The sequence below is a fragment of the Mesorhizobium sp. M1006 genome (assembly GCF_040318825.1).
Classification (GTDB): Bacteria; Pseudomonadota; Alphaproteobacteria; order Rhizobiales; family Rhizobiaceae; genus Mesorhizobium.
This window is the reverse complement of record NZ_JAMYMZ010000037.1, coordinates 36,798-60,784: the sequence shown is the minus strand read 5'-3', so window position 1 is coordinate 60,784 and position 23,987 is coordinate 36,798. Positions and strand designations below refer to the sequence as shown.

The window sequence follows — 23,987 nt, the reverse complement described above, 5'->3', positions numbered from 1 at the left end:
CCGGACATATGGACGCAAGCGATCGAAAACGACGCAAAACAACCGTTGCAGGCAGGGCGCCGTCCACATATGGATCCCAGGGTCTCCGCGACGTCGCTTCGCTCCTGCTCCCGCCCTGGGATGACGAAGCTTGGTGGGTATCAGCCAATCTCAAAAGATTGCGATAGTTCAAGCCCCGCAGCGGAACCATTGGCAGGCCCCTCAAGCCGCCTCGGCCAAACACTTCGCACATGTCCCACGAAACTCGATCACCGCCTTCTTGGCGGCGAAGCCGGTCGAGCGTACCCATTCGTCGAGCCGGTGGCCGACATCATGGTCGGAGAACTCGGTCACCTGGCCGCAGGTGTCGCAGATAGCAAACGCCGTCATCGAATGGCTGTGGTCGTGCGGCTCGGCACAGGCGACGAAGGAATTGAGGCTTTCGAGTCTGTGCACGAAGCCGGACTTCACCAGCGTGTCGAGCGCCCGGTAGACCTGCAGCGGCGCGCGAAAACCGCGCTCGCGCAATTGGTCGAGCAACGTATAGGCGCTGAGCGGGCCGCTGGCGGCCTCGAGTTTCTCGAGCACGCAAAGCTGGTTCTTCGTCAGTACATCCCTTGCCGCCATGATCCCGTTCCAAGCCGCTCCGTGCCGATCGCTGCCATTAGGCATACAAACCGGCCTCTGCCACTGAGATAGCGACGAACTGCCTTTTTTGCTACTGTTTGTATTCGCAGCCGGTGGTCGGCTGGCCGGCGACGCCATATTCAAAATACTGACAAAATCCTCGGCCAGGCTGGCCGTGCTTGGAAATTCGATCGGGCTTGGGGAAGCAATCATGATCAAAGTGACGCGGCGGACGCTGCTTGCCGGCACGTCCGCGCTGGCCGCTGCCGGCCTGGTACCGTTTCGGGCATTCGCAGCGGCGCGCACCTACCATGCGCTGCTTGTTGCCTGCACCGATTACCCGAACCTGCCGAAGAAAAACTGGCTGATCGGACCGAAAAACGATGCCGGCCTGGTGCGCGATTACCTCCTGGGGAACACGCCCGCGCCGGTAAAATTCCTGGCCGAAAACATCACGCTGCTCGCCAAGGATGTCGAGGGCGCCAACGGACCGCCGACACATGCGGCGATCAAGGCGGCGTTGGCCGATCTTGCCGCCAAGGTCCAGCGCGACGATTTCGTCTACCTGCATTTGTCCGGTCACGGCGCGCAGCAGCCGGCAGCGAACAAGGGCGACGAGACGGACGGCCTCGACGAGATTTTCTTGCCGTCCGACATCGACAAATGGGTCAACCGCGAAAAGGGCGTGCCCAATGCGCTGGTCGACAACGAGATCGGCACCGCGCTCGACGTTATCCGCGACAAGGGCGCCTTTGTCTGGGCCGTGTTCGACTGCTGCCATTCCGGCACGGCGACGCGCGCCGCCGAGGTCGACGACGAGCTGGAACGCAAGGTCGAGTTCGCCGATCTGGTCGGCGGCGACGACGCTGCCAGGGCGGCTGCGGTGAGAGCCTATGACGAGATTGCGTCGGCCGCGCCGCGCGGCTTTGACGACGACGGGCAGCGCAAGCCGGCCTTCAAGCTGACGCCGACCGGCGCCGAGCCGACCACCAAGGGCAAATTGGTCGCCTTCTACGCGGCGCAGACGGTGGAGACGACGCCCGAGATGCCGCTGCCCAAGGGCACGGCCGATGCACCGCGTTTCGGCCTGTTCACCTTCACCATCCTGTCGAAACTGGCCGAGAACCCCAACATCACCTATCGCCAGCTCGGCCAGGCCGTGCTGCAGCAATATTCGGCGGACGGCCGCACCCGGCCGACGCCGCTGTTCGAAGGGGAACTCGACGCACGCGTCTTCGGCACCGACAAGACAGACGCGGTCATGCAATGGCCGATCGTCATCGAGAACGACAAAGCCACGATCAGCGCCGGGTTGCTGCAACGCCTCACCCCCGGCAGCAGGCTCGCAATATTGCCGTCGGCGCTGTCGCCGCTGTCCGAGGCGCTTGGCTATCTCCAGGTTCAGTCGGCGAAAAACCTGGAAAGCCGGGTCAAGCCGGTCGAGTTCGGCGGCAAGCCGGCGCTCAAGCTGGCCGATATCCCCGCCAATGCCTATGCACGGCTGGCCGAGCTCGCCGTCGACTACAAGCTCGTGGTCGCGCGGCCGGCTGCGGCCAAAGGCCTCGAGAAAGAGGCCGCGCTGGCGAACTCGGTTCTCGACGAACTGGCGGCCAGGAAGAGCTCAGGGTTTCACATCGCGCTGGTCGAGCCGGGCAAGAGCGCAGATCTGCGTCTCGCAGTGCTGCGCGAGAACGCCATTGCCGGCGCCGCAGAAGATGCCACCGACGCGCCGGCGCTGTGGTTCCTGCCGGCTTCGGGCGACATGACGCTCAAGGGCGGCAGCAAGCCGCCGTTGATCGTCATTCATCCGGACGGCCGCGAAAAGTTGATCGAGGCCGCCGCAGGGAATCTGACGAAAATCTTCCGCGCCATTGGCCTGTCGAGGCTGGCCGCCGCCTCCGATTATCGGCCGGAAGAGGTCAGCGTCGAGTTCCGGATCAAGCGTTTTGACAGCGACACGCTGCAGCCGATCGAAGCGTCGACTGTGCCGCGTGTTTCGCCCGACGATCAGGTCCACGTACTGGCCAGGAACGGTTCGACCAACCTGGTCGACATCAACGTGCTCTACGTCGGCTCCGACTATTCCATCCAGCATTTTCTTGCCGAGCGCCTGACCGAAGGCGCCGTGCTCGAGGAAGGCCTGTTCAAATTCACCGACACCGGCTTCGGCATGGAGCGGATGATCGCCGTCTTGACCGAAGCACCGCCGCAGAGCGAGAAGCAGGATCTGAGCTTCCTGGCGCAAGAGGGCGTTGTCTCGGTAACGCGCGGACTGGGACAGCCAAGCTTCGCCGACATGCTGGCCGATATCGGCATGGCGCCGGCGACACGGTCGGCCATGCGGCTGACCGACGACAAGGGGTCGAAGGGCGCCGTGATGATTTTTCCGATGGAGACCGTGCCGCGCGCCTGAGGCGCGGTCAGGTGCCCGGCCGGGCCTCTTGCCTAATCGGCTGATAATGAACATTCTTCGACCACCGCTGTCGGCGGCCGAACGGAACGGGTGAGGGCGTTCGTGAACAGGATCGTATTTTCGTGGCGCGCAACAACCGCCGGCCTTGTCGCCGAGCTGTTGCTGGCCGCCAATGCTTCGGCGGACGAGGCTTGCGGCCTCTGCGCCAAGGAGGTCGTCATCAATTCCGAACTGGCGAGCTGCTTTCTCGACCAGTACGACCGGATCGCCAAAACCGGCAACACCGCCGTTGTCGTCGATCTCAGCAGCTGCGCCTCGCGCGGCGTGGTCGAGCCGTTGCCGTCGCCGGGCAAGGCGCAGGTGGAGCCTGACCTGCAGTTCATCGTTTCGCGCACGCAGCTGGATTGCCTGAAGAAGAAGCTGGAGACCCCGGGCATCGTGCTCGACCCGTCCGCCACCATAGAATTGGACAGCTGCGGATGACGAAAGCGGGGGGCAACGCAACGCAGCAGGCAGTGACGGCGCCGGTACCGCAAAAGAAGCCGGTGTCGCTGCCGGAAACCGTCGAAGGCCTGCCGTGGGTGAGCAATCACGAGGTCAAGAAGGAGGCGAACCCATTCACCGATCGCGACTGGCGCATGCTCGTCTATGCCTGGTCCGGATTGCTGGTGCGCCTGGCGATCATCTTCACCTTGATCTTTTCGGTCTACCAGTTCCTGGCGAACCAGGAGCAGAAGCGCGTCGAGCAGACGATGTCGCTGGTCGAGCTCTGGGAAAGCAAGGATTACCAGCAGGCGCAACGGGCCCTCAAGCAACGCCTGGCGGCGCTCAACGCCAAATACGGCAATCTGCTCAGTGCCAATCCGACGCCGACCGAGGAACAGGTGTTCAGACAGCGCATCGGCATCGAAGCGATGAGCGCTACCGGCGGCGACATGCCGCTTGCCGACTTCAGCGACAATTTCGACCGCGTCGTCTATTTCCTCAACCGCCTTTCCTTCTGCGTCGAAGGCAGGCTGTGCTCGCGCGACGTCGCCGACTCCTATTTCCGCGACTATGCCGCTTCCTTCTGGAGCTATTTTGCCGGCTATATCGATAAGGAGCGCAAGGCCGGTTCACCGACTTTCGCCCAGCCGATCGAGAACTATGTGCGCCAGGCGCCACCCTCGGCCCAGTCCAGATAATTCCCGAAAATGCGAAAGCCGGCGACGGAAATGCTCCGCCGCCGGCCGGTTTTCCGCGACGATCGCGGCGGAAACTCTGCAGGCCTATTTGTACAGGCTGTTGATCCACTGGACGTTGATGGCGTTCAGACGCACGGCGGTATTGGCATCCGGGCTCTCGGCCACGTTCACGCCGGTGATGACGCGCTGCTTGGAGCCATTGTCATAGGCATAGACCGAGCTGCCGCTCGACCCGGGATAGGTGTCGCAGTCGTACTGGAAATACTCGGTGGCGATGTTTTCGGCGTGCACTTCGCAGGTCGCCTTCCACATCGTGCCCATCGGCTTGTCGCCGGGATAGCCGATGATGTTGGCGGTGAAATCGCCGAGGTCGTCATAATTGGCATAGCCGAGCCAGCCGAGGTTGGTGCCGACATCCTGCTTCAGGGTGACGATGCCGAGATCCCACGGCACGACCGAGCCGTAAAAGCCCTGGTAATTGTCGATGAAGCCCTGGATGACATAAGCGCTTTCATAGGTGAAGGCGCCGAACGGCGCGTCGTCGGCAGTCTTGCCGTTGAGAGCCGGCACGAACAGGATATCGTCGAGCCAGGCCTTGTCCTCGTGGCTGTAGAGGCAGTGCGCCGCGGTGAGCACCGTGCGCGGGCCGATCAGCGTCGCCGAGCAGCTGCCATAGCTGCCGCTCTTCGATTTGCCTTCGAGATAGCCGATCGCGGTGAACGGGTAGGTTTTGGTATTCTTGATCTGCTCGCGGTCGTCCGTGCCGAACACCTGACGGCCAGCCTCTTCGCCTCCGCTCAGTCCGGAATTGTCGGACTTCTGCCCGTCGGCGGGCGCGTTCATGTCCTTGATGACAAGGTCCTTCAGCGTCTCGTTCGGGTCAATCTTGATGTCCTTGCCATCGGCGGAGCGGCCGACGATGCCATAGGATTTGACGGCCGTTGCTTCGTCGGTGAGCGGCGCGGCGCGGTTGGCCTCGTCGTCGGTCAGTTTCGGCGGGGCGATTGGTTTCGCCCGGCCGGGCTTGTAATCGCCCGATGTTACATCCCGCATGCTTTCGCCGTTGCCGGCATTGGCGGAACCTGGATCGGCAGCCAAGGCAGGAACCGCCCACATTGCGGTGGAAAGCAACGCGGACGCAATAATGCTATGTGTCAGTTTTGTCATGGTGAGACTCTCCCAAAAGTCAGCAAGGACTGGATCAAGATACAGAAATATTGTCGAGATCGTGGTGGCGCAAAAAAATGAAATTGGTTACCGGTGCCTTTACCGGGCCATTATTCAGTGCAGCCAGTTTAGGTCCCCGCCAAAAATGCCTGCAACGGTATACTGCCTAAAATAATCCAACATTGGCAACGACAAATTGCTTCCACATAGCCCGTGGGGGGCTATAGGATTTTGGGCGGGTCGGCTCGACAGCACGACTAGCAGAAATGGTGCTCGGCTTTGTGACGGATCGTGCTTCGCCGTGGAGCATGATCTCACCGGCCGGTTCCATTTCAGTGGACCATGCGTCGGCGACTGACCTGTCGGGAACATCGTCTCAGGGGGTTCGAGGTGAAGATCATCCATAGGTTCAGACCGATTGCCGCCGCCGCGCTGCTCGGCATCGCGGCGGCCTTGCCGGCCGTCAAATCCGTTCATGCCACGGACGCGGCCGCTCGGCCGGAGGCGGCGATCTCGCCGATGAAACGCGTGGCCGAGGCCAGGGCCAAGGCCAGGGCGGAGAACCCCGACGGCGCCGATCGCGTCTACGGCGGCAAAGAGGCCGAGAAGGGCGCTTACCCGTTCCAGGTGGCATTGCTGACCACCGGCAAACTGGACAAAAGCCCGGCCTCGCAGGCGAATGCGCAGTTCTGCGGCGGCAGCCTGATCGCGCCGCAATGGGTGCTGACGGCGGCGCACTGCCTCAATGACGACGGCGAGCCGATTTCGCCTGATGTGGTCACCGTGCTCACCGGCGCCACCGATCTGAGCGAGGGCAAGCGCTACAAGGCGGTGGAGATCATCGTCAACGAGGGCTACAGCGAGCAGACGCTGGACAACGATCTCGGCTTGATCCGGCTGGCCGCGCCGGCCGATGCCCCGACCATCAAAATTGCCCGTGAGCCGACACCAGACGCCGGCAAGACGACGGTCACCGGCTGGGGCAAGATGCAGGACGGAACGTTTCCCACCGCACTGATGGTCGCCGACCTGGACCTCCAGCCGAACGCAACCTGCAACAGCGGCATCAAGGCGATTTATGCGCATGATTTGAAGGCAGCGCTCGGCGAACTCGCCCGCCGCATGCGTTATTCGGAAAGGGGCATCGAGGCGGCCGCCAACGCGATTGCGGCCGATATGGCCGATCCGCTGACCGGCAACATGATCTGCGCTGGCACGGCCAGCGGCGAGCGCGACGCCTGCAATGGCGACAGCGGCGGACCGCTGTTCGTGACCGGCGCCGATGGTCCGGTGCAGGTCGGTGTCGTCAGCTGGGGCGAAGGTCCGGCCGACGGCGGTACCGCCTGCGGCCACAAGAACGCCTACGGCATCTACACGCGGCTGGCCAATTACACCGGCTGGATCGAGGAGAAGATGAAGACGGCGGCGCCCGCAGCGCCCAAAGCCCTCGGCACGGCGCAGAAGCCCGCCACGCCCTGACCGGTGTCATTGCTGAACCAATGAACAGCGGGAGCAGTCCCTCTGTTTCTGTCCCAAAACCCGGTTCTGTCCCAAAAACCTGGGGTCGGGACTAGAACCAGCGATCGCGGCGCTGATCTGTGGCGGCCAGGGTGAGGCCGAGTAGCGCTCCTACGGCCGCTCCGAGGATGAATGCCGACGATATTGTGCCGGGATTCTCCTGGACCACCCCCGACACCGTCTGCGCCCTGTTGCGCAGGGCTTGTGCTGTCCGAGAGGCGCGCTCGGCAGCGTTGTCATACCAGCCGCCGGCGTCTTCGATCGCCTCTTCCGCGCGTTCGGCCAAGGTCCGATTGATCTTGCTGATCTCGCGCCTCAGCTGCGCGACCTGCTTCTCCAGGGCTTCCTGAGCTTCGCGTTGAGTCATCTTGGGTGCTGCGGATTCGTTTGGTTCGTCGGCCATGGTAATCTCCTTTGCTCAGGTGAGGATCAACGGCGTGCCCGCTGTGCAGGTTCCTCCGCAAAACGATTCTGTCCGGTGTTTGTTCGTTGGAAGCGCGGCTCTGCCTGCAAAATCGGCTTGAACATAGGATCGTTCCGGCGCTCCCCGCGTTGGTGAAAACGCCACAAGGGAGGAACCGTCATGGACAATGACCGGCATGAAAAGATTCGGCAGCGAGCCTATGAAATCTGGATGCGCGAGGGCCGCCCGGATGGCGCGCATGAGCGTCATTGGCAGCAGGCGAAGCAAGAGCTTGGCCTCGACGACGCGGACGGTCCGGCGGGAACGATCGCCAGCTCCGACGTTCTGACGGTCGAGGCACTGGCGATGCGCACCGGGATAACCGGTGATCAGGCGCAAGAGCTGATCGACAGGCTGGGCAACGACAGGGCGACGCTCGAGCAAGCCGCGCGGAACCTCAAGGCAGCCGAAAGTTAGCCGCTGGCCACCGTGTCGAAGACAGCTACCAGTTCGCGCTGCCGCGTCTTTTCGATGAAACCGGACCGCAGACCGTCGTCGCCTACTTCCTCGGCGGCCCCTTGCGCTCGGCCGATGCCGCCCAGAGATTGATGTCCGACTCGCGGGCAAAGCTGTCGATCTCGGCGAGCTCGGCATCGCTGAAGTCGAGCGCCTTCAGCGCGCCGACGCAATCCTCGACCTGTTCCGGCCGGCTGGCGCCGATCAGCGCCGACGTCACCCTGCCTCTGCGCAGCACCCAGGCCAGCGCCATCTGCGCCAGCGTCTGGCCGCGGCGACGGGCGATGACGTTCAGCGCCTCGATATTGGCGATCGACTTGTCGTTGATGAATGCCGGGCGCAGCGACTTGCCCTGGCTGGCGCGGCTGCCATCGGGGATGCCGCCGAGATATTTGTCGGTCAGCATGCCTTGCGCCAGCGGCGAGAACACGATCGAGCCGACACCAAGCCCCTCCAGCGTATCGAGCAGGCCATCATCCTCGACCCAGCGGTTGAGCATCGAATAGCTCGGCTGATGGATCACGCAAGGCGTGCCGAGCTGCTTCAATATGTCGGCGGCCTCGCGGGTGCGCTGCGAATTATAGGAGGAAATGCCGGCATAGAGCGCCTTGCCCGAGCGCACCGCGTGATCGAGCGCGCCCATCGTTTCCTCCAGCGGGGTGTCGGGGTCGAAGCGGTGCGAATAGAAGATGTCGACATAGTCGAGCCCCATCCGGTTCAGGCTCTGGTCGAGGCTGGCCAGCACATATTTGCGGCCGCCCCACTCGCCATAAGGCCCTGCCCACATTTCGTAGCCGGCCTTGGTCGAAATGATCAGCTCGTCGCGATAACCGGCAAAGTCCGTCCGCAGGATCTCACCAAACGCCCGCTCCGCCGAGCCGGGCGGCGGGCCGTAATTGTTGGCGAGATCGAAATGCGTGATGCCGAGATCGAACGCCCTGCGCGCGATCGCCTGCTTGGTTCTATGCGGCGTGTCGTCGCCGAAATTGTGCCACAGCCCAAGCGAGATCGCCGGCAGCTTCAGGCCGGACCGCCCGCAGCGATTGTAGACCATCTTTTTGTAGCGGTTCTCGGCGGGGACATAGGGCATGGGAAATCCTCATATCTCATATCGAAACGCGCCCGACGGCTGCCGACGCGATGACGGGCAAGTCGGCTCCAGCCTCACCCTTAGCCTCTCCCCGCGCAAACGGGGAGAGGCTTTTTGCGGTGCTTGGGAGGCGCGCCGCCTACTTGGTTTTCTTCTTCGCCAGCAGCTCCTTCGCCGCCTTGACGCCGAGTGCCGCGGGCCGCTCGCAGCTGGTCTGCATGGCGACGAACTTTCCGGTCTCGCCCGAACGCAACAGTCCGGTCATGACGTCGACGGCATGCAGCGCCAGTTCCATCGAGCAGCGGTGCGGCCGACCTTCCCTGATCGCGATCGCCATGTCGGCCAAACCGGCGGTGCGGTAGTTGGCCATCATGCCTTGCGAATGCATCTCGTTGGGCACGCCGAACGGATGCGGCCATTTCGGCAGCTTCTTCACCGGCTTGGCGGCCTCGGTGAAACGCACGTCGCCGCCGAAGAAATTCGGATCCGGCACGAACACCGTGCCCGCCTCGCCATAGAGTTCCATCGGCGCGTGGCCGTGGCTCCAGACGTCCCAGCTGGTGTTGAGCGTCACCACGGCACCGTTCTCGAATTCCAGCACGCCATGGATCGTCGTCGGCGTGGAGACCGGGATCTTTTCGCCGGCGCGCGGCTTCGAGCTGATGATGCGTTCCGTCATCGGGATCGAAGCGAAGGCGGCGACCTGCTTCACCGGCCCGATCAGCTGGATCAGGTTGGTGATGTAATACGGTCCGATATCGAGCACCGGCCCGGCGCCCGGCTGGAAGAAGAAGTCCGGATTGGGGTGCCAATGCTCCATGCCATGGCTCATCACATGACAGGTGCCGCTGGTGATCCTGCCGAGCCTGCCGGTGTCGATCAGGTCGCGGACAAGCTGGTGCGCGCCGCCGAGGAAGGTGTCGGGCGCCGAACCGATGCGCAGCCCCTTGCTTTCCGCCCGTTTTTTCAGGTCGAGCCCTTCCTTGACCGACAGCACGAAGGGCTTCTCCGAATAGACGTGCTTGCCGGCGTCGAGGATCTGCTTCGACACCTCGTAATGCACCGCCGGAATGGTCAGGTTGACGATGATGTCGATATCGTCGGCCTTGAGCAGCCCCTCGACGGTCTCGGCGCGCAGCTTGAACTCTTTTGCCCGCGCTTTCGCCGCTTCCATGTTGATGTCGGCGCAGGCGCGCATCTCGATGCCGCGAAACAGCGGCGCCAGCGAGAAATACGCCTTCGAGATGTTGCCGCAGCCGATGACGCCGATGCCAAGTTTTGTTGCCATGCTGATGTGCTCCTAATAGGTCTTGGCGGCTGCGATCGAGCGGCGGGCGAAGCGCTCGATATCGTTGGGATTGTCCTGTTCCATGACGTAGTATTTTGCGGCGCTTTTGGCGCGTAGCGCCTTGATCAGGCCGGGCCAGTCGATGGTGCCGTGGCCGACGTCGGACCAGCCGTCCTCGTCGAGGCCCTCGCCCGGCTTGGCCAAGTCCTTGACATGGACGGCGACGATGCGCTTGCCGTGCTTCTCGATCCAGGGCAGCGGATCGACGCCGCCGCGCACCACCCAGGCGACGTCCATCTCCCAGCCGATGTCGGGCGCGGAGGACAGGATATGGTCCTGCGGCACCGAGCCGTCGGCAAGCGCCTTGAACTCGAAATCATGGTTGTGCCAGGCAAAGCCATAGCCGGCTTTCCTGGCCGTCTCGCCGACCTTGGCCAGGCGTTCGCCGAAACCGCGCCAGCCGGCTGTGTCGGCCGGCCTGAACTCGGCGTTCAGGAACGGGCAGATGAGCAGCGTGATGCCGAGCGCGTCGGCCGTCCTGCGCACGCCGTCGAAATCCTTCTCGAGCGCGTCGATCGAGAAATGCCCGGTCGGCATGGCGAGCCCGTTCTTGTCGAGCTCGGCACGGAACGCCTTGGGATCGTCATAGACGCCGCCGAACCCTTCGACTTGGCTGTAACCAAGCTCCCCCAGCATCTTGAGCACGCCCTCCCAGGGCTGGAAATTGCGGGCGCTGTAAAGTTGGAATGACCAGTTCATCGTCTCTGTCCGTTTTCTTGTGGATGGTTAGTTTTGGGGGGATGAGTCTTGCGGGAGTGGAAGAGTCTTGGGAGGCTAAATCATGCTCTAGAGGCGGTTACCTGTGGCGGCGTCGAAAAGCGAGGCGCGCATCGGGTCAAAACCGATGCCGACCGCCTCGGCGTTGTTTGGCGTGCGCTCGGCCGTCACCCGCACCGTGAAATTCTGGCCGGCGAGCTTCAGCCAGACCAGCGTGTCGGAACCCATGGGCTCGACGACCTCGACATTTGCCGTGGCTGCGAACGGCCATCCCGTGCCGCTGTTGAACGCCACGTGCTCGGGGCGGATGCCGAACACGGCCGGCCCTGGCACCGGGTCCTTCTCGAAAGCATAGGTGGCAAGCGGTATCCGCACATCCTCGGCGACGAAGTGCCAGTCGCCTGCCGCTTGCTCCAGTCTGCCGTCGAGGAAGTTCATTGCCGGCGAGCCGAGGAAGCCGGCGACAAACCGGTTGACCGGCCGGTTATAGATGGTCTGCGGCGCATCGAGCTGCTGGATGACGCCGCCCTTCATCACCGCGATACGGTCGGCCAGCGTCATCGCCTCGATCTGGTCGTGGGTGACATAGATCATGGTGTTCTCGAGCTTGCGATGCAGCAGCTTGATTTCGACGCGCAATTCCGCGCGCAGCTTGGCGTCGAGATTGGAGAGCGGTTCGTCGAACAGAAAGACATCGACGTCACGCACAAGTGCGCGCCCGATCGCCACGCGCTGGCGCTGGCCGCCGGACAGCGCCGCCGGCTTGCGATGCAAAAGCGGTTCGATCTGCAGGATCTCGGCGGCCCGGGCGATGCGCTTGGCGATCTCTTCCTTGGCGAGGCCGGCAACGCGCAGCCCGAACGACAGGTTCTTCTCCACCGTCATCTGCGGATAGAGCGCGTAGGACTGGAACACCATGCCGATCCCGCGATCCTTGGGCTCTTCCCAGGTGACGTTCTTGCCCTTGATGAAGATGCGGCCTTCGGAAACGTCGAGCAGCCCGGCAATGCAGTTTAGCAAGGTCGACTTGCCGCAGCCGGACGGGCCGAGCAGCACGATGAATTCGCCTTCGGCAACATCGAGGTTGAGCGTCTGCAGCACCGATATCGCACCGAAATTCAGCGACAGGTTCTGGATCGAGACGCTGGTGCCGTTTGCCGCAATGCTGCCGTTTGCGTTCATCGCCATCATCCTTTCACCGCGCCGGCGGCGATGCCGCGCACAAACAATTTTCCGGACAGGAAATAGACGATCAGCGGCACCAGGCCGGTCAGGATGGTGGCTGCCATGTTGACGTTGTATTCCTTCACGCCTTGCACCGAGTTGACGATGTTGTTGAGCTGCACCGTCATCGGATAGGTGTCGGGGCGGGTGTAGACGACGCCGAACAGGAAGTCGTTCCAGATGCCGGTCACCTGCAGGATGATGGCGACGACGAAGATCGGCAGCGACATCGGCAGCATGATGCGGAAATAAATGCCCCAGAAGCCGGCGCCATCGACACGCGCTGCCCGGAACAGCTCCTCCGGCATGGAGGTAAAGTAGTTGCGGAACAACAGTGTGAGGATCGGCATGCCGAAGATGGAATGGACGATCACCAGGCCGCTGAGGCTGCCGTAGAGGCCGACTTCGCGCAGGATGATGACGATCGGATAGATCATCACCTGATAGGGGATGAAGGCGCCGACGATCAGGATGATGAAGAAGGTGTCGGCACCTTTGAAGCGCCAGTTGGCAAGCGCATAGCCGTTCACTGAGGCGAGCGCGATCGACAGGATCACCGACGGGATCGTGATGCGCACGGAATTCCAGAAGCCACGCGACAGCCCGTCGCAGTTGAGCCCGGTGCAGGCGCTCGACCAGGCCTTGACCCATGGCTCGAAGGTGATCTCCATCGGCGGCGAGAAGATGTTGCCGAGGCGTATCTCGGGCATGCCTTTGAGCGACGTCACCACCATCACATAGAGCGGCAAAAGATAGTAGAGCGCCACCACGATGAGCGTGCCGTAGAGGAAGATGTTGCGGCGCGAGAACATATGCCGCGGCTTCGGCCCGCTCGGCCCGTACGCTTCGAGCGTGCCGGGGCCGGCCGGCAATGAAACGGTATGGTCAGACACGCTTCTTGCCTCCAAACTCGAGATAGGCCCACGGCACGATGACGATGATCACCGACAGCAGCATCATGGTCGAGGCGGCGAACCCCTGACCGAGGTTCTGGGCGAAGAACATGTAGTCATAGACATATTTGGCCGGGACTTCGGAGGCGATGCCGGGCCCGCCGCTGGTCTGGGCGACAACCAAGTCATAGATCTTGACGATACCGGCAGCGATGATGACCAGCGTGGTGATGAAGACCGGCCGCATCATCGGTATGATGATGAACAGATAGGTCTTCCAGGTCGGTATCCCGTCGACCCGCGCTGCCTTCCAGATGTCCTCGTCGATGCCGCGCAGGCCGGCCAGCATCAGGCACATGATGAGCCCGGTGCCCTGCCAGAGAGCGGCGATCAATATGCCGTAGATGACGATGCTGGAATCATAGAGCGGATTGAAGCTGAAGCTCGTCCAGCCGAGGCTGCGCACCACTCCCTGGACACCGAACTCGGGGTTGAGCAACCACTGCCAGACGAGGCCGGTGACGATGAAGGAGAGGGCGAAGGGATAGAGGAAAATGGTCCGGAACGTGTCCTCGAACCGGATCTTCTGGTCGAGCAGGGCGGCAAGCAGGAAGCCGATCACCAGCGAGAACAGCAGCGACAGCACGCCGTAGATCAGCAGGTTCTCGATCGAGACCAGCCAGCGCGGCACCGACCACAGCCGGTAGTACTGGTCGAGCCCGACGAAATTCAGCCGTGGCAGGAGCTTCGAACTGGTGAAGGAATAAAGCACCGTCCACGCGCTGCCGCCGACAAAGATCACCAGCGCTGTGAGGATCATTGGGATCGAGGCGATCTTCGCATTGAGGTTGCGAAAGAGTTGGCTAGGGCGTTCGCTCTTGCTCATCTGCACAGCCGCTTTGGATCGGGTAAGGGCCGGAGGGTCAAGAGGCCTTGACCCGAGCTCCCGACCCTGCGTTTGCAGGGGCGGGAGTGAGGCGGTCGGTCGATCGCTCAATCGGCCGAACCGACAATGGCGGCGAAGCGCTTCTGCGCATCTTCCACGGTCATGTCCTGCTTGGCGAAGAACTCGGAGAAAAGATCCTCCTTCTGCTTCTGGGTATCCTGCGAAAGCAGCTGGTCGGTCCAGGGCATGACATTGCCCTTGGCGAGAATTTCGAGCCCCTTCTTCATGCAGTCGTTCGCCGCCTTGAGGTCGACGTCGCCGCGTACCGGCAGCGAACCTTTCTTGAGATTGAAGGCGACCTGCGTCTTGGGATCGAGCAGCGTGTGGGCCAGCACTTCCTGTGCCTTCGATTTTTCGGGATCCTTCAGCAGCGGGAAGTAGAAAGCGTCGCCGCCGGTGGCGATCATCTCGTTGAGACCGAGGCCCGGAAGGCAAGTATAGTCCTTGCCGGCGACCTGACCGGCAACCTGGAACTCGCCCTGCGCCCAGTCACCCATGATCTGGCCGCCCGCCTTGCCGGTGATGACCAGATTGGTGGCCTGGTTCCAGTCCTGCACATTGGTGTTCTTGGCCATCTTGCGGGCATCGTCCGCGGCCTTGAAGACCTTGGCGACCTCGGGCCCGGCGGCGAATTCCGCGTCCTTGTCCTTGTAGACCTTGAGGAAGGCGTCGGTGCCGCCGACCGCCGCAAGCAGCACGTCGAAAGCGCCGGAGGCCTGCCAGGGCTGGCCGCCGACCGCGAGCGGCTGGATGCCTGCTTTTTCAAGCGCGGGCGCCGCAGCGACATATTCATTCCAGTTCTTCGGCACCGGCACGCCGGCCTTTTTGAAGGCCGCGTTCGACAGCCACAGCCACTGCCAGGAGTGGATATTGACGGGCACGCAATAGATCTTGCCGTCGAGGGTACAGCCGTCGAGCAGGCTCTTCGGCTGCACGATTTCCGTCCACTTTTCCTTGGTGGCGAGATCGGTAAGGTCGCGCATCAGCCCGGCCTGCACCAATTCTTCCGCCTGCCGGCCGTGATTGAACTGGGTCGCGCCCATCGGGTCGCCGCCGGTGATGCGGCTGATCATGATCGGCCGCGCCGTGCCGCCGGAGCCGGCGATGGCGCCGTCAACCCAGTGATTGCCGGTTGCGTCGAAAGCCTTGGCGAGTTCGGCGACCGCCGCCGCCTCGCCGCCGGAGGTCCACCAATGGGTGACTTCCAGATCCGTCGCGGCCGCCGGGCCGGCAAATTGCAGCGCGACCGTCGCAGCCAGCGCAGCAGTCATGAGTTGGTATCGCATTTCGTTCCTCCCAGAATCTGAAACGTTACAGATTTTCGATACGGCAATTGCTTGAGGCGCGCAACCCCTCGGGCGAAGGTGGCATCAAGTTTTTTCGAAGCGCGAATAAAATCGCGCGGCTCGTCGGCCTACCGCATCGCAACAAGAGGGGTTGCAATGCAAAATGGAATGCTGCGACGCCAAAAAATCGGAAAAGCCCCTTCTGTCGCTCTTTTTGCGCCGACCGGAGTGCCGCTCGTTTTGCGCCTGTCACCAGTGATATCGCCACGGCAGTGACAATCTGTAACGTTTCAGTATATAGCGGTCTCATTCGGTGAAGGCCCGCGGCGTACCCGCGGCCCGCCGATTGCCGGCCTGCCCGGCAACTGCTATGCGCCTGACGGGGCGGGATGAATGAACAGGCATCAAAAAGAGAAGGCCGACGAAGCGTCGGGCCCGGGCCGGCCGACACTGAAGACGCTCGCCTTCATGACCGGGCTGGGCGTCACCACCGTGTCGCGCGCGCTAAAGGATGCGCCCGAGATCGGCGCCGAGACCAGGCGGCGCGTCCAGCTTGTCGCCAAGCAGATCGGTTATCGGCCCAACCGTGCCGGCGTCCGCCTGCGCACCGGCAAGACCAATGTCATCAGCCTGGTGCTCAACACCGAGCACGAGATCATGAGCTTTGTCTCGGATATCATCTACGGCGTTTCGGAAGTCATCGCCGACACGCCCTATCATTTGATCGTGACGCCCTATTCGCGCTCGCAGGATCCGCTCGACCCGATCCGTTACCTCGTGGAAACCGGTTCAGCCGACGGCGTCATCATTTCGCGCACGCAGCCGAACGATCCGAGGGCCCGTTATATGCTGGAGCGCGGCATCCCCTTTGCCACGCATGGCCGCACCGATATGGGGCTGATCCATCCCTACCATGATTTCGACAATTACGCTTTCGCAGCCGAGGCAGTGCGCCATCTGGCCGGCCTCGGCCGTCGCCGCCTGGCTCTGTTGGCGCCGCCGGTCGAGCTGACCTATCACGGCCACACGCTCGCAGGCTTTGCCGATGCGCTGAGCGAGGTCGGCGCCAGCGAGATTCCGTTCAACACCGTTTCGATCGATCATTCGATCGAGCAGATCAGAATGCGGACCGCGCAGCTGATGCGCCGCGAAAGCCGCCCGGACGGTTTCATCAGCAGCGCCGCCGCCGCGACGCTCGCCATCGTCGCCGGCATCGAAGACGCCGGCCTCAAGCTTGGCCGCGATGTCGATGTGGTGTCCAAACAATCGTCGGAGCTTCTGCACCTGTTTCGCAGCGAATTGCTGGTCGTCAACGAGAACTTCCGGCTGGCCGGCGCCGAACTCGCCCGCTCGGTGCTGGGCTGGATCGGCGGCGCCGCACCCGGCACCCTGCAGAGCCTGAGCGAGCCGGGCGAAGTGCAGGCCTATCGCCGCCCCGACTAGAGCGGGATACGTTCAAATTGAACTGGGCTCCGGCTCCAATGCGCGCTGCTGGCTGGCAACCTTGGGGCCGATTGCCGACTGGCGGTTCCGGGCATCCAAATCGCGATTAGCGGACGTAGAAAACTGGTAGGGCTACGTGAAGAACAAATCAAGAACATTGTAATCAAGCATATGCCAGATTGCGGAATGCCGAGGGCGTTGTCATGAGAGATCGTCCATTCCGCCACCTGAGATTTGTCGGCACTTTGCCGAAGAACCGCCGTTCGGCAGTTCCAGCCTATCGCGGAGTTCCTCCACCCAAAGCGTCAGAAGTTTTTCCGGGCTCCGGAGTAGCAGTTGTGATCGTAAGCGGACTTCTCGGATCGAGTTCCTCTTGCTCGTGCACGAGACCACTAGCGGCGAGGAGATCCGCCAAGCCAGCGATCACGCTCGCGTGCATGTCGCCGATAGGACCGGCCACGCCCCGCGTCGGTCTCCCGAAGCGGCGGAGCAGATCGGCGTCCATCATATGGGGGCGCAGCGGAATGTTGACGTCGGCAAGATGTCTTTCGAGGTGCCGGAATATGCGGATGCCTCCGGTGTCCATATCTCCCCAGTGAAACGTTGGCGCTTGCGCCTGGGCCGCCAGTCTTGTGATTGTCGCGAGCGTCGGCCGCGAGGGGAAGCCACCGGAATAGATGACGAGGGCCCGTTCGGACCGTGCGACCTCCCGGATGTGCCGGACGAATGACGTGAAGTTCTCGATCGTCAGGACGTAGTCGGGCTTCGTCAGGAGACTGATTCCGCCAACGCAGTCGGTCGGTATTCCGACATAGGGAATCGCCGGAAACGACCGCCCGTCCAGAGATACGTCACCGTGCATGAGGGTTGGTTGCGGCAAGCGCCTGATACCGGCGCTGGCAAGCAGCTCCTCCGGATCGAGCCGAGTCTGCTCGTCCATGCTCGCGAAGATCTTCGCCATTGCTGCGGCGACTTGCCGGACATTCCTCTCCAGCGCCTTACTGTCGCCGACCGTCAGCCGCGAGAACGTCCGGAAGTCCTGCTCCTCCTGCGGATCGCCCGACATGCGACTGCGTACTGCGATGGCGAGGCCGATCACGTTTGCAAGCGTTCGCCCGTCCCCATTCCGGACTCCGATGTGGGACACGCCCCGCGTCCAGGCCGCGACGGCGTCATCGATTAAGCTGGCGGCGCCGACCGGTAGCCCCGGTTGCGACCGGAGTTCTGCAGCGGCTTGGTATGCTAGCTCGCTAGCCGGCCGCCGTTGGAGCTTCCGGTAGAGTACCCCGGCATCCTTCAGCCTTGCACCTGTTACCCGACGTTCCGTCTTTGGACCGGTTTGGACCCGCTCGATCCCGCCTGCTCGCTCCAGCGCTGCGAGTTCCTCGTCGAAGGTGTCCCGCCGGTCCATGTTGGCGAACCCGTCATTATCGATCGAGGCAATCAGGTTTCTCGCGGCCGGATTGCGTTCGTGCCGCGTCAGCAGATCGTCGACGAGTGAACTGATGGTGGAATACCCGTGCCGGCTCATTCGGCGGCGCTCGCCTTGAGGCCGAGGCGTTCCGCGAGTTCTTCATCCGTCGCGTGCTGCGGATTGGCAGCGCGCATCTCCTCGCGGACACGGTCCTTGATTTGGATGGATTCGGCCAGGGAAATGTCACCGCCGCGGAATACGTCGATGATATAGTTTAGATTCTCGTAGACGACCGCACGTTTCTCGGTCGGCGCGGCGATGACTACCTGGAGGCCGATCGCGCGGTAGAAGTCCAGCAGTGTCCGCTGGTTGGGGCCATCCATCTTGCTGAAGGCCTCGTCGAATACGGCAAGGCCCATTCCGAGATCACTTGGAGAAGTCGCCTGGCGGACGCCGTGATAGGAGCTGGCGAGGGCCGCTCCGATGACGACGTAGAATGGCACCTGGCGTTCAGCACCGCTGGCCACGCCGCGTCGGCGGTCGAAGCTCGTTGTCCGTCCGGTCGCGACGTCGCGCATCCTGAGATCATAGGTGAAATAGCTGCGGTAATCTTGAAAGACTGTAAAGTCGAAGGATTCGTCGGCGAGGAGCTGCTCTATCTGTCTCAGCGCTCGCGCGTGCCGCTCGTCGCGAGGCGCGGCCCGGTCGAACAGGGCATCGAGCACGCGCTCGTCGGTCTCGCTGTCCTTGGCGAGATGATAGAGGTCGTCGAACTCCGGTTTGACGAGCTCCGCCAAACGATAGATCTCGCCGTGAAGGGGACGTGTACGGAGCGCCGCTGATAGCTTCTCCATCTCTGAATGAAGCTGCCCGAAACGGCTGTTCAGCTCATGAATGAAGGTCGTCTTGAAGAGACGCGAAATCCGATCTGCCGCCTCGTCCGCTTGCTCGCGGTACCGAATGAGCTCATTTCCTTCGAGCATCGCTATGCCAGTCGACACCCATGGCTTCACCGTGCCGATGATCGGCACGTCCGCGTAGCCCTCGAGTGCGTCGGGGAAGTCAATCGCATACCTTCCTAGAGCCGCCCTGATCTCGTGACCGAGCTCCCGATATCCCTGCTTCGCGTCGTCCGCTGCCTTCTCCATATCGGAAGCAATCCGAGCCGGGTTTCTAGCGGGATGGCCTTTATATCGCTCGCGGAGCGATCGAATTTGTGCCGCGGAGGTCACGACACTACGGAATTGTCGACGGCGATGGCCGAGGCACAGATAAGAGCCGACACTCTGCTCGCCCGCGCCTAGTCTTGTCTTGACCTCCTCAATCTTCGATCTGAGCGACGCGCGATTGTCGATTAGTTCATCGCGATCTGCCCTGAGACTGCTCAACAAGGTCTGCGACCGCTTCTCTGCGTCAAGTAGTTCAGGGTCGACCTGGGCCGATATCCGATCAAGTCGTCGCCGCGCATCGGCCAGCCTGTCGGCCAAATCCCCCTGTGCGAATGCGAGCGCTTCGAACTTGTCCTTTTCGCCGACCGGTCTACTGCAATCTTCGAGGCGTCGGATCGTGTCCTCGAAGAAGCGCTTCTTCTCAAGATGAATCCTCAAAAGCTGCGCCCGCTGTTCTATCCGCTCCCGTAGTGTGGACTCCATTAGTGGTGCCGCAGCCCGCCCAATCTTGAGGCCATCCGGCCGGCGTATCTCGGTAATCAGGCCGTCGTAATATGCACCGTCAGCCATAACGGCGCGGCCGCTGGATAGAAGCTCATCTTGGTTCTCCGCAAGTCGTACATTGCCTATTCTGAAGACTACGAACGCCATGGCCAGCTTGTCGTCACTGCCGATCATCGAAGCTAGTGTGCCGCCCTCGGCCACGGTCGGCCTCGACTGCAGCTTGCGGGTGTTGGCTACGCGGCATCCCGGATAGGTGTCCCGTCCATGCCGCAGGATCTCGGTTGCACGGTAGGCGTGCTCCGGATCGACAATTATGGCCTCGCGGTCGCGGGTGAGTAGCGCCTCAAGTGCATTGCGCCAACGTTCGTCGATTACCTCGGCGACCTCGCAGAGTGTGCGCGGCTTCATGCCTTCGCGGCGCAGAGCCTCCATAAGTTTCGACGTTGCGGTACTAAGGGTAATCTGTCCCCGTTTGGCGTTGGCGAGCTGTTTGCTGTCCTCGGCTGTCTCGGCCTCAAGCTGCTTGACCCATACGATGGCGTCGTCTCGCTGGTCGGTCGCCTTTTCTGTCCGGGCGATCGCCGCTTCAGAAACCGCGTCCAGCAGCTCATCCATCTTCGCCGGATCGCGTGGCCAATCGGGCGGTGCGAGCCCGCGGCTGTCCTCCTCGACGCGTTCGAGCGCGCGGAGCAGTTCGCCCGGGTTTATGACGCTCAGCTTGTCGCGCAGCCCCAGGAGCTGGATCGCGCGCGCAGCGCGGAGGTGTCGAGCTGACAGACGCTCCATGATGTCAGCACGGTCTCGCTCCAGCCCCCTAATCTCCTGTTCGACGATGGCGCGCTGTCCCTGCGCGCCGGTCGCGGCAAGCTGTCGCTGAACGGACGCGAGCACCTCGGTCTCGCGCTCAATCTCCTCCTCCACCCGCGCGAACTCCTCCATGACTACATGCAACTCGTGCGACTTCGACTTTTGTTCACGGATGTTCGTCAACAGCCTGGCGAATCCTTCGATCAGCATGGCGGTCTTCTCGATCGCGCGGCAGGTGAGCTCCTCGGCGAGAAGTCGGTCGAACTCCACTATTTGGGCGCGGATTGCGCGAAGTGCTTCTAGTCTTCGGTTGAGGTCGGCAATGGTCTTTTGGATCTCACGGTAGCGGCGGATAGAATCGCGTAGCTCGGCGATGTCGATCGGCTTGGGCTCGAGCAGATAGCGGTGCACGAACTGTTCGACAGACGAGATGTCTGTGAAGGAGAGCGCGGCCACGAAAGTGCGAACGAACCGCTCGGGATCTGACGCCCGGCGCCCCGTGAACAACGCGCGCATGTACTCACGGATGAATGTCTTGGCATCGTCCGGCGTGTGCAACTGACCGCCCGCTTCGCCGCAGGCCTGATCGAGTCGACGGCGGACTACGGGCCAGACGGTTGGCCGGGATCCGTCTTGGCCGATATCCAGCAGCATCGAGGTGTCGACGCTGATCCCCTCGGCTACAAACCGTCCCACTACCTCTGTCTGTTGTCCGCGTGCGGCCTCAACACACAGCCCGAGGCTCACAGGCATCCGCCGCCTTTCCGAATCCTCGAAGACAAGCGCGATGTAGCTCCTTGCCTGGTTCCTGAGGAAAGTGTCCTCGTTGAGTTGGCCGAGGCAGTAGCCCCCGAGGGTGCGGTCTGAACGGCCGCTGCTCTCGCCGCCGATCGGTTGAACCGGTACAGACGAGACGAACCGCCCGCCATGATCGCCTGTATCAGATCGATGATCGTAGACTTGCCGGATCGGTTCTGGCCGAGGATGGCCGCATCGCCGGCCAGATCGAGGTCGGCCCTTACCATCATGTGCCAGTTAACGAGGACGATGCGCCGCAGTTCTATCATGCCTCGCCTCCCACCGTGGGCTGATCGTCCGCGTCCGGGTTCGGGGCAGTCGGGCGCGACAGGATCTGCTCGAGCGACGCGACGAAGTCGTCGCCGGCGATGCTCGTAACGAGCGCGCGAATGTCGAGATTCATATCCTGCGCGTCTGCGTCGAACTCACCGAGGCAAACAATCGCCTTCCGTTCGAGCATCCGAAGCACATCCCGGAACTCGTTTGGCGCAAGGGCCGCGCGCCGACTTCCGGCGACTATGCCCTGATAGGCCACATAAGCCTCGTTAAGCGTCGTGCGGACGGTGCCGTTGGTGTAGATTTCGCCGAGTTGGAGTGCCTCTTCCCAGAGCCGTCGCATGAGGAGTAGGGCAATCGTCTCATCAATGCGCATCCTCGGCAGCGACGTGCGCTCCGGATCGGGTAGGATCCCCGCCCAGCCTTCAGTCTCCCGGTGGACGAGACGATAGCCGGCGACTTCAAAATAAGCCTCGACGAGCTTCGCGAGCTCAGGACGGTAAAGCGTTTCGAGCAACGTTGCGGCCCCACGGTCCTCAACGTGGACGAACTGGTTCCGCATTAGATGCGCAATGAACTGCGTGACCCGTAGGAAGCCACGGGGATTCGAATTTTCGAGGGCGTTGAACTCAAGCAGCATACTCGACCTCGAAAGTGATGCTGTCATCGAGGCGCTTCACGTGAAAGCCGCCGCAGTCTAGCCACTCGTTTGACACCGCCTCGTCGAACGCCGCGAGCTCGAACCTGCCCTCAAGCACTTTCGCGAGTCGCGAGCCGGCGTCAGCACCGAGGCCACCTGCAACCATCATTCGGACGGCTTCGAAGGCGAGGAAGTCGTCTACGGTTTCGATCCACATGGAGGCGGCCGTAGTTTCGCCAAAGGGCGGGACCCGCCTTTCGAGGAAACGGCTAACCTTTGCCGGCGTGATGGTCAGGCGATCCAAGTATGCCCGCTCGAGTTGACGTCTGAATTCGCGTATCGGATCGGGCGCCGGAAGAGCTAGGTCTGCGTCGGCGATCTCTGGCCGCGCCCCGCGTGGCTTCGCGAGGAGCTCGGGAGCGACCACAGTCAACCGAGGCTCAATCAATCCTCGGACCGTAAGATCGTCAACGCCCCGCGAAAGAGCGTCATCGAGGCCCTGGATCGCATGCTCGCTGCGCTGAACGAAGTTGGTTCGGCGCCCGGCATATCTGACCACGTTGCGCAGCCGCGTCTCGAGCCTGGACCGGTGTTGCTGGATCGCCTCGAAGGATTCCTCGATGCGCTCGAACACGCGGCGGATCCGGAACACGTCCTCCTGCACGAGGTCGCGCGCCGCTTGCCCATCAGGAACCAGCCTGGCCTCAAGGTACGCGTCTGCGATTGCTGCCAGATCAATCTCGGAATCCTCCAACTCATCGAGGGAGGCGATAATGGTCCGCCGATGCCGATAGGGATGCGCCGTGGTCGAGATGGACGTGTAGTCGCGCAGTAGCACCCGCTCGACGAAGTCCTCGAAGTAGTGCCGCAGCCGCTCGGCAAGCGTGTCCGAGGAGAGCACCTGCCGGTCAACTTCCCGCAGGGCCGCGAGCACGCTTCTTAGGTACCGTCCGAAACGTGCCGAGTCTTGGGCGGCCTTGTTGAGGCCCAGAGCGTTCTCGGCTGGCTTCTCGCGTACCGCGCGGATCGCGTTCCTCACCTCCACCACTAGGCCGCCGAGTTGCTCGGCGCCGCCCTCCTTCAGGGAGCACAGGAATTCGGCGAGACGCATCGCGCCGGACGGCATCTCTACGGTCGTCTTAAGCCCATAGCTCGCCTCGTCCAGCCAGCCCGTCTGCAACATCCGGTTATAGATATGGCGAGAGCGGCTAATCGCGCTCCCGGTGGCCTCATCATCAACGCCTGCGACGCGGCGACGTCTAACCCGTCGGCCGGTTCGCGTGATGAGACGGTCTAGGTCGACGGCAGCTTCGTCCTCAGCCCAAAGGCCGGGCTCCCGCGAGACACAGTCGTAGATCACGCCGACCACCTCCGCCTCGGTCGGGAACAGCAGGTCCGACCGGTAGAGGCCGTCGTAGACGGCAAGGATTGCCCGCTCATAGAGCAGCCGGTTCCCGCCAGAGAACACCGTAAAGACGTCCGGGCCGAGTTGGCCGAAGAGTTGCGGACGCGATGCATCCGATACTGAAGATACTGCGGACTTTGCCAAGACTCCCACCCCTAAAGACGAAGTTGACGGGAGCCCGTCTGAAGGTCAAGTGCTTAAGGATGATGCCTGCCGGTAA

At 62.5% G+C, this 23,987-nt stretch carries 21 protein-coding genes; 6 read left to right on the top strand and 15 right to left on the bottom strand.

Annotation, left to right across the window (positions count from 1 at the left end):
- Positions 1-201: 201 nt before the first annotated feature.
- Positions 202-606, bottom strand: a complete 405-nt coding sequence (locus NKH60_RS26335; RefSeq protein WP_023675234.1) for a Fur family transcriptional regulator — start codon at positions 604-606, stop codon at positions 202-204.
- A gap of 211 nt (positions 607-817) precedes the next feature.
- On the opposite strand from NKH60_RS26335, the gene NKH60_RS26330 reads away from it, so the two are divergent.
- The 3 genes from NKH60_RS26330 (at position 818) to NKH60_RS26320 (ending at position 4,203) form a co-directional block, all read left to right on the top strand.
- The gene (locus NKH60_RS26330; protein ID WP_352834356.1) at positions 818-3,019 is read left to right on the top strand and encodes a caspase family protein; all 2,202 of its coding nucleotides are present in this window, start codon (positions 818-820) and stop codon (positions 3,017-3,019) included.
- Between the two features lie 102 nt (positions 3,020-3,121).
- Positions 3,122-3,502 (top strand): hypothetical protein, encoded by a 381-nt coding sequence (locus NKH60_RS26325; protein WP_352818345.1) that lies wholly within the window; start codon positions 3,122-3,124, stop codon positions 3,500-3,502.
- Positions 3,499-4,203 (top strand): DUF4760 domain-containing protein, encoded by a 705-nt coding sequence (locus NKH60_RS26320; protein ID WP_352814526.1) that lies wholly within the window; start codon positions 3,499-3,501, stop codon positions 4,201-4,203. Before NKH60_RS26325 ends, NKH60_RS26320 begins: the two co-directional genes overlap by 4 nt.
- 84 nt (positions 4,204-4,287) lie before the next feature.
- Here the strand turns inward: NKH60_RS26320 and NKH60_RS26315 are convergent, their stop codons facing one another.
- Positions 4,288-5,370, bottom strand: coding sequence for a trypsin-like serine peptidase (locus tag NKH60_RS26315; protein WP_352474872.1), 1,083 nt, complete (start codon positions 5,368-5,370; stop codon positions 4,288-4,290).
- A 390-nt stretch (positions 5,371-5,760) separates the two neighbouring features.
- Between NKH60_RS26315 and NKH60_RS26310 the strand changes: the two genes are divergently transcribed.
- On the top strand, positions 5,761-6,849 hold the full coding sequence (locus tag NKH60_RS26310; protein ID WP_352474873.1) for a S1 family serine peptidase: 1,089 nt from the start codon (positions 5,761-5,763) through the stop codon (positions 6,847-6,849).
- Positions 6,850-6,940: 91 nt separating this feature from the next.
- Here the strand turns inward: NKH60_RS26310 and NKH60_RS26305 are convergent, their stop codons facing one another.
- Positions 6,941-7,291 (bottom strand): hypothetical protein, encoded by a 351-nt coding sequence (locus NKH60_RS26305; RefSeq protein ID WP_352502632.1) that lies wholly within the window; start codon positions 7,289-7,291, stop codon positions 6,941-6,943.
- 180 nt (positions 7,292-7,471) lie between these two features.
- Between NKH60_RS26305 and NKH60_RS26300 the strand changes: the two genes are divergently transcribed.
- Complete coding sequence (locus tag NKH60_RS26300) at positions 7,472-7,768, top strand: DUF2934 domain-containing protein (protein WP_352502631.1); 297 nt, start codon at positions 7,472-7,474, stop codon at positions 7,766-7,768.
- Positions 7,769-7,850: 82 nt separating this feature from the next.
- On the opposite strand, the gene mgrA is transcribed toward NKH60_RS26300, so the two are convergent.
- The 7 genes from mgrA to NKH60_RS26265 form a co-directional block, all read right to left on the bottom strand.
- Positions 7,851-8,897 (bottom strand): L-glyceraldehyde 3-phosphate reductase, encoded by a 1,047-nt coding sequence (gene mgrA, locus NKH60_RS26295; protein ID WP_352834351.1) that lies wholly within the window; start codon positions 8,895-8,897, stop codon positions 7,851-7,853.
- 139 nt (positions 8,898-9,036) lie between these two features.
- A complete protein-coding gene (locus NKH60_RS26290; RefSeq protein ID WP_352834348.1) occupies positions 9,037-10,185 on the bottom strand; it encodes a Gfo/Idh/MocA family protein in 1,149 nt (382 codons plus the stop codon).
- Positions 10,186-10,197: 12 nt separating this feature from the next.
- Positions 10,198-10,944, bottom strand: coding sequence for a sugar phosphate isomerase/epimerase family protein (locus tag NKH60_RS26285; protein ID WP_023675224.1), 747 nt, complete (start codon positions 10,942-10,944; stop codon positions 10,198-10,200).
- Positions 10,945-11,031: 87 nt separating this feature from the next.
- A complete protein-coding gene (locus tag NKH60_RS26280) occupies positions 11,032-12,144 on the bottom strand; it encodes an ABC transporter ATP-binding protein (protein WP_352834346.1) in 1,113 nt (370 codons plus the stop codon).
- A gap of 5 nt (positions 12,145-12,149) precedes the next feature.
- Positions 12,150-13,079 (bottom strand): carbohydrate ABC transporter permease, encoded by a 930-nt coding sequence (locus NKH60_RS26275; RefSeq protein WP_023675222.1) that lies wholly within the window; start codon positions 13,077-13,079, stop codon positions 12,150-12,152.
- On the bottom strand, positions 13,072-13,965 hold the full coding sequence (locus tag NKH60_RS26270; protein WP_352474879.1) for a carbohydrate ABC transporter permease: 894 nt from the start codon (positions 13,963-13,965) through the stop codon (positions 13,072-13,074). The genes NKH60_RS26275 and NKH60_RS26270 overlap by 8 nt, the downstream gene beginning before the upstream one ends.
- 107 nt (positions 13,966-14,072) lie before the next feature.
- Entirely contained in the window at positions 14,073-15,311 is a 1,239-nt protein-coding gene (locus tag NKH60_RS26265) for an ABC transporter substrate-binding protein (protein ID WP_352448364.1), read from the bottom strand.
- 393 nt (positions 15,312-15,704) lie between these two features.
- On the opposite strand from NKH60_RS26265, the gene NKH60_RS26260 reads away from it, so the two are divergent.
- A complete protein-coding gene (locus NKH60_RS26260) occupies positions 15,705-16,754 on the top strand; it encodes a LacI family transcriptional regulator (protein WP_352767839.1) in 1,050 nt (349 codons plus the stop codon).
- A gap of 277 nt (positions 16,755-17,031) precedes the next feature.
- Here NKH60_RS26260 and NKH60_RS26255 read toward each other — a convergent pair whose 3' ends face one another.
- The 5 genes from NKH60_RS26255 to NKH60_RS26235 all read right to left on the bottom strand — a co-directional run bounded on the left by NKH60_RS26255 (position 17,032) and on the right by NKH60_RS26235 (position 23,911).
- Positions 17,032-18,285 carry a Wadjet anti-phage system protein JetD domain-containing protein gene (locus tag NKH60_RS26255; RefSeq protein WP_352834342.1) on the bottom strand — a complete coding sequence of 418 codons (1,254 nt, stop codon included), beginning with the start codon at positions 18,283-18,285 and terminating at the stop codon, positions 17,032-17,034.
- Positions 18,282-21,302 (bottom strand): SbcC/MukB-like Walker B domain-containing protein, encoded by a 3,021-nt coding sequence (locus tag NKH60_RS26250; RefSeq protein WP_352873892.1) that lies wholly within the window; start codon positions 21,300-21,302, stop codon positions 18,282-18,284. The genes NKH60_RS26255 and NKH60_RS26250 overlap by 4 nt, the downstream gene beginning before the upstream one ends.
- Before the next feature lie 89 nt (positions 21,303-21,391).
- The gene (locus tag NKH60_RS26245; RefSeq protein WP_352873890.1) at positions 21,392-21,715 is read right to left on the bottom strand and encodes an ATP-binding protein; all 324 of its coding nucleotides are present in this window, start codon (positions 21,713-21,715) and stop codon (positions 21,392-21,394) included.
- The gene (locus NKH60_RS26240) at positions 21,712-22,362 is read right to left on the bottom strand and encodes a DUF4194 domain-containing protein (RefSeq protein WP_352834336.1); all 651 of its coding nucleotides are present in this window, start codon (positions 22,360-22,362) and stop codon (positions 21,712-21,714) included. Before NKH60_RS26240 ends, NKH60_RS26245 begins: the two co-directional genes overlap by 4 nt.
- Positions 22,352-23,911 (bottom strand): Wadjet anti-phage system protein JetA family protein, encoded by a 1,560-nt coding sequence (locus NKH60_RS26235; RefSeq protein WP_352873888.1) that lies wholly within the window; start codon positions 23,909-23,911, stop codon positions 22,352-22,354. The genes NKH60_RS26240 and NKH60_RS26235 overlap by 11 nt, the downstream gene beginning before the upstream one ends.
- Positions 23,912-23,987 lie beyond the last annotated feature (76 nt).

Excerpts from the sequence above, each read along its gene's own strand:
- NKH60_RS26335 (WP_023675234.1), bottom strand. The coding sequence starts at position 606 with ATGGCGGCAAGGGATGTACTGACGAAGAACCAGCTTTGCGTGCTCGAG.
- NKH60_RS26330 (WP_352834356.1), top strand. The coding sequence starts at position 818 with ATGATCAAAGTGACGCGGCGGACGCTGCTTGCCGGCACGTCCGCGCTG.
- NKH60_RS26320 (WP_352814526.1), top strand. The coding sequence starts at position 3,499 with ATGACGAAAGCGGGGGGCAACGCAACGCAGCAGGCAGTGACGGCGCCG.
- NKH60_RS26315 (WP_352474872.1), bottom strand. The coding sequence starts at position 5,370 with ATGACAAAACTGACACATAGCATTATTGCGTCCGCGTTGCTTTCCACC.
- NKH60_RS26305 (WP_352502632.1), bottom strand. The coding sequence starts at position 7,291 with ATGGCCGACGAACCAAACGAATCCGCAGCACCCAAGATGACTCAACGC.
- NKH60_RS26300 (WP_352502631.1), top strand. The coding sequence starts at position 7,472 with ATGGACAATGACCGGCATGAAAAGATTCGGCAGCGAGCCTATGAAATC.
- mgrA (WP_352834351.1), bottom strand. The coding sequence starts at position 8,897 with ATGCCCTATGTCCCCGCCGAGAACCGCTACAAAAAGATGGTCTACAAT.
- NKH60_RS26290 (WP_352834348.1), bottom strand. The coding sequence starts at position 10,185 with ATGGCAACAAAACTTGGCATCGGCGTCATCGGCTGCGGCAACATCTCG.
- NKH60_RS26285 (WP_023675224.1), bottom strand. The coding sequence starts at position 10,944 with ATGAACTGGTCATTCCAACTTTACAGCGCCCGCAATTTCCAGCCCTGG.
- NKH60_RS26280 (WP_352834346.1), bottom strand. The coding sequence starts at position 12,144 with ATGAACGCAAACGGCAGCATTGCGGCAAACGGCACCAGCGTCTCGATC.
- NKH60_RS26270 (WP_352474879.1), bottom strand. The coding sequence starts at position 13,965 with ATGAGCAAGAGCGAACGCCCTAGCCAACTCTTTCGCAACCTCAATGCG.
- NKH60_RS26265 (WP_352448364.1), bottom strand. The coding sequence starts at position 15,311 with ATGCGATACCAACTCATGACTGCTGCGCTGGCTGCGACGGTCGCGCTG.
- NKH60_RS26260 (WP_352767839.1), top strand. The coding sequence starts at position 15,705 with ATGAACAGGCATCAAAAAGAGAAGGCCGACGAAGCGTCGGGCCCGGGC.
- NKH60_RS26255 (WP_352834342.1), bottom strand. The coding sequence starts at position 18,285 with ATGAGCCGGCACGGGTATTCCACCATCAGTTCACTCGTCGACGATCTG.
- NKH60_RS26250 (WP_352873892.1), bottom strand. The coding sequence starts at position 21,302 with ATGCTGCTGGATATCGGCCAAGACGGATCCCGGCCAACCGTCTGGCCC.
- NKH60_RS26245 (WP_352873890.1), bottom strand. The coding sequence starts at position 21,715 with ATGATAGAACTGCGGCGCATCGTCCTCGTTAACTGGCACATGATGGTA.
- NKH60_RS26240 (WP_352834336.1), bottom strand. The coding sequence starts at position 22,362 with ATGCTGCTTGAGTTCAACGCCCTCGAAAATTCGAATCCCCGTGGCTTC.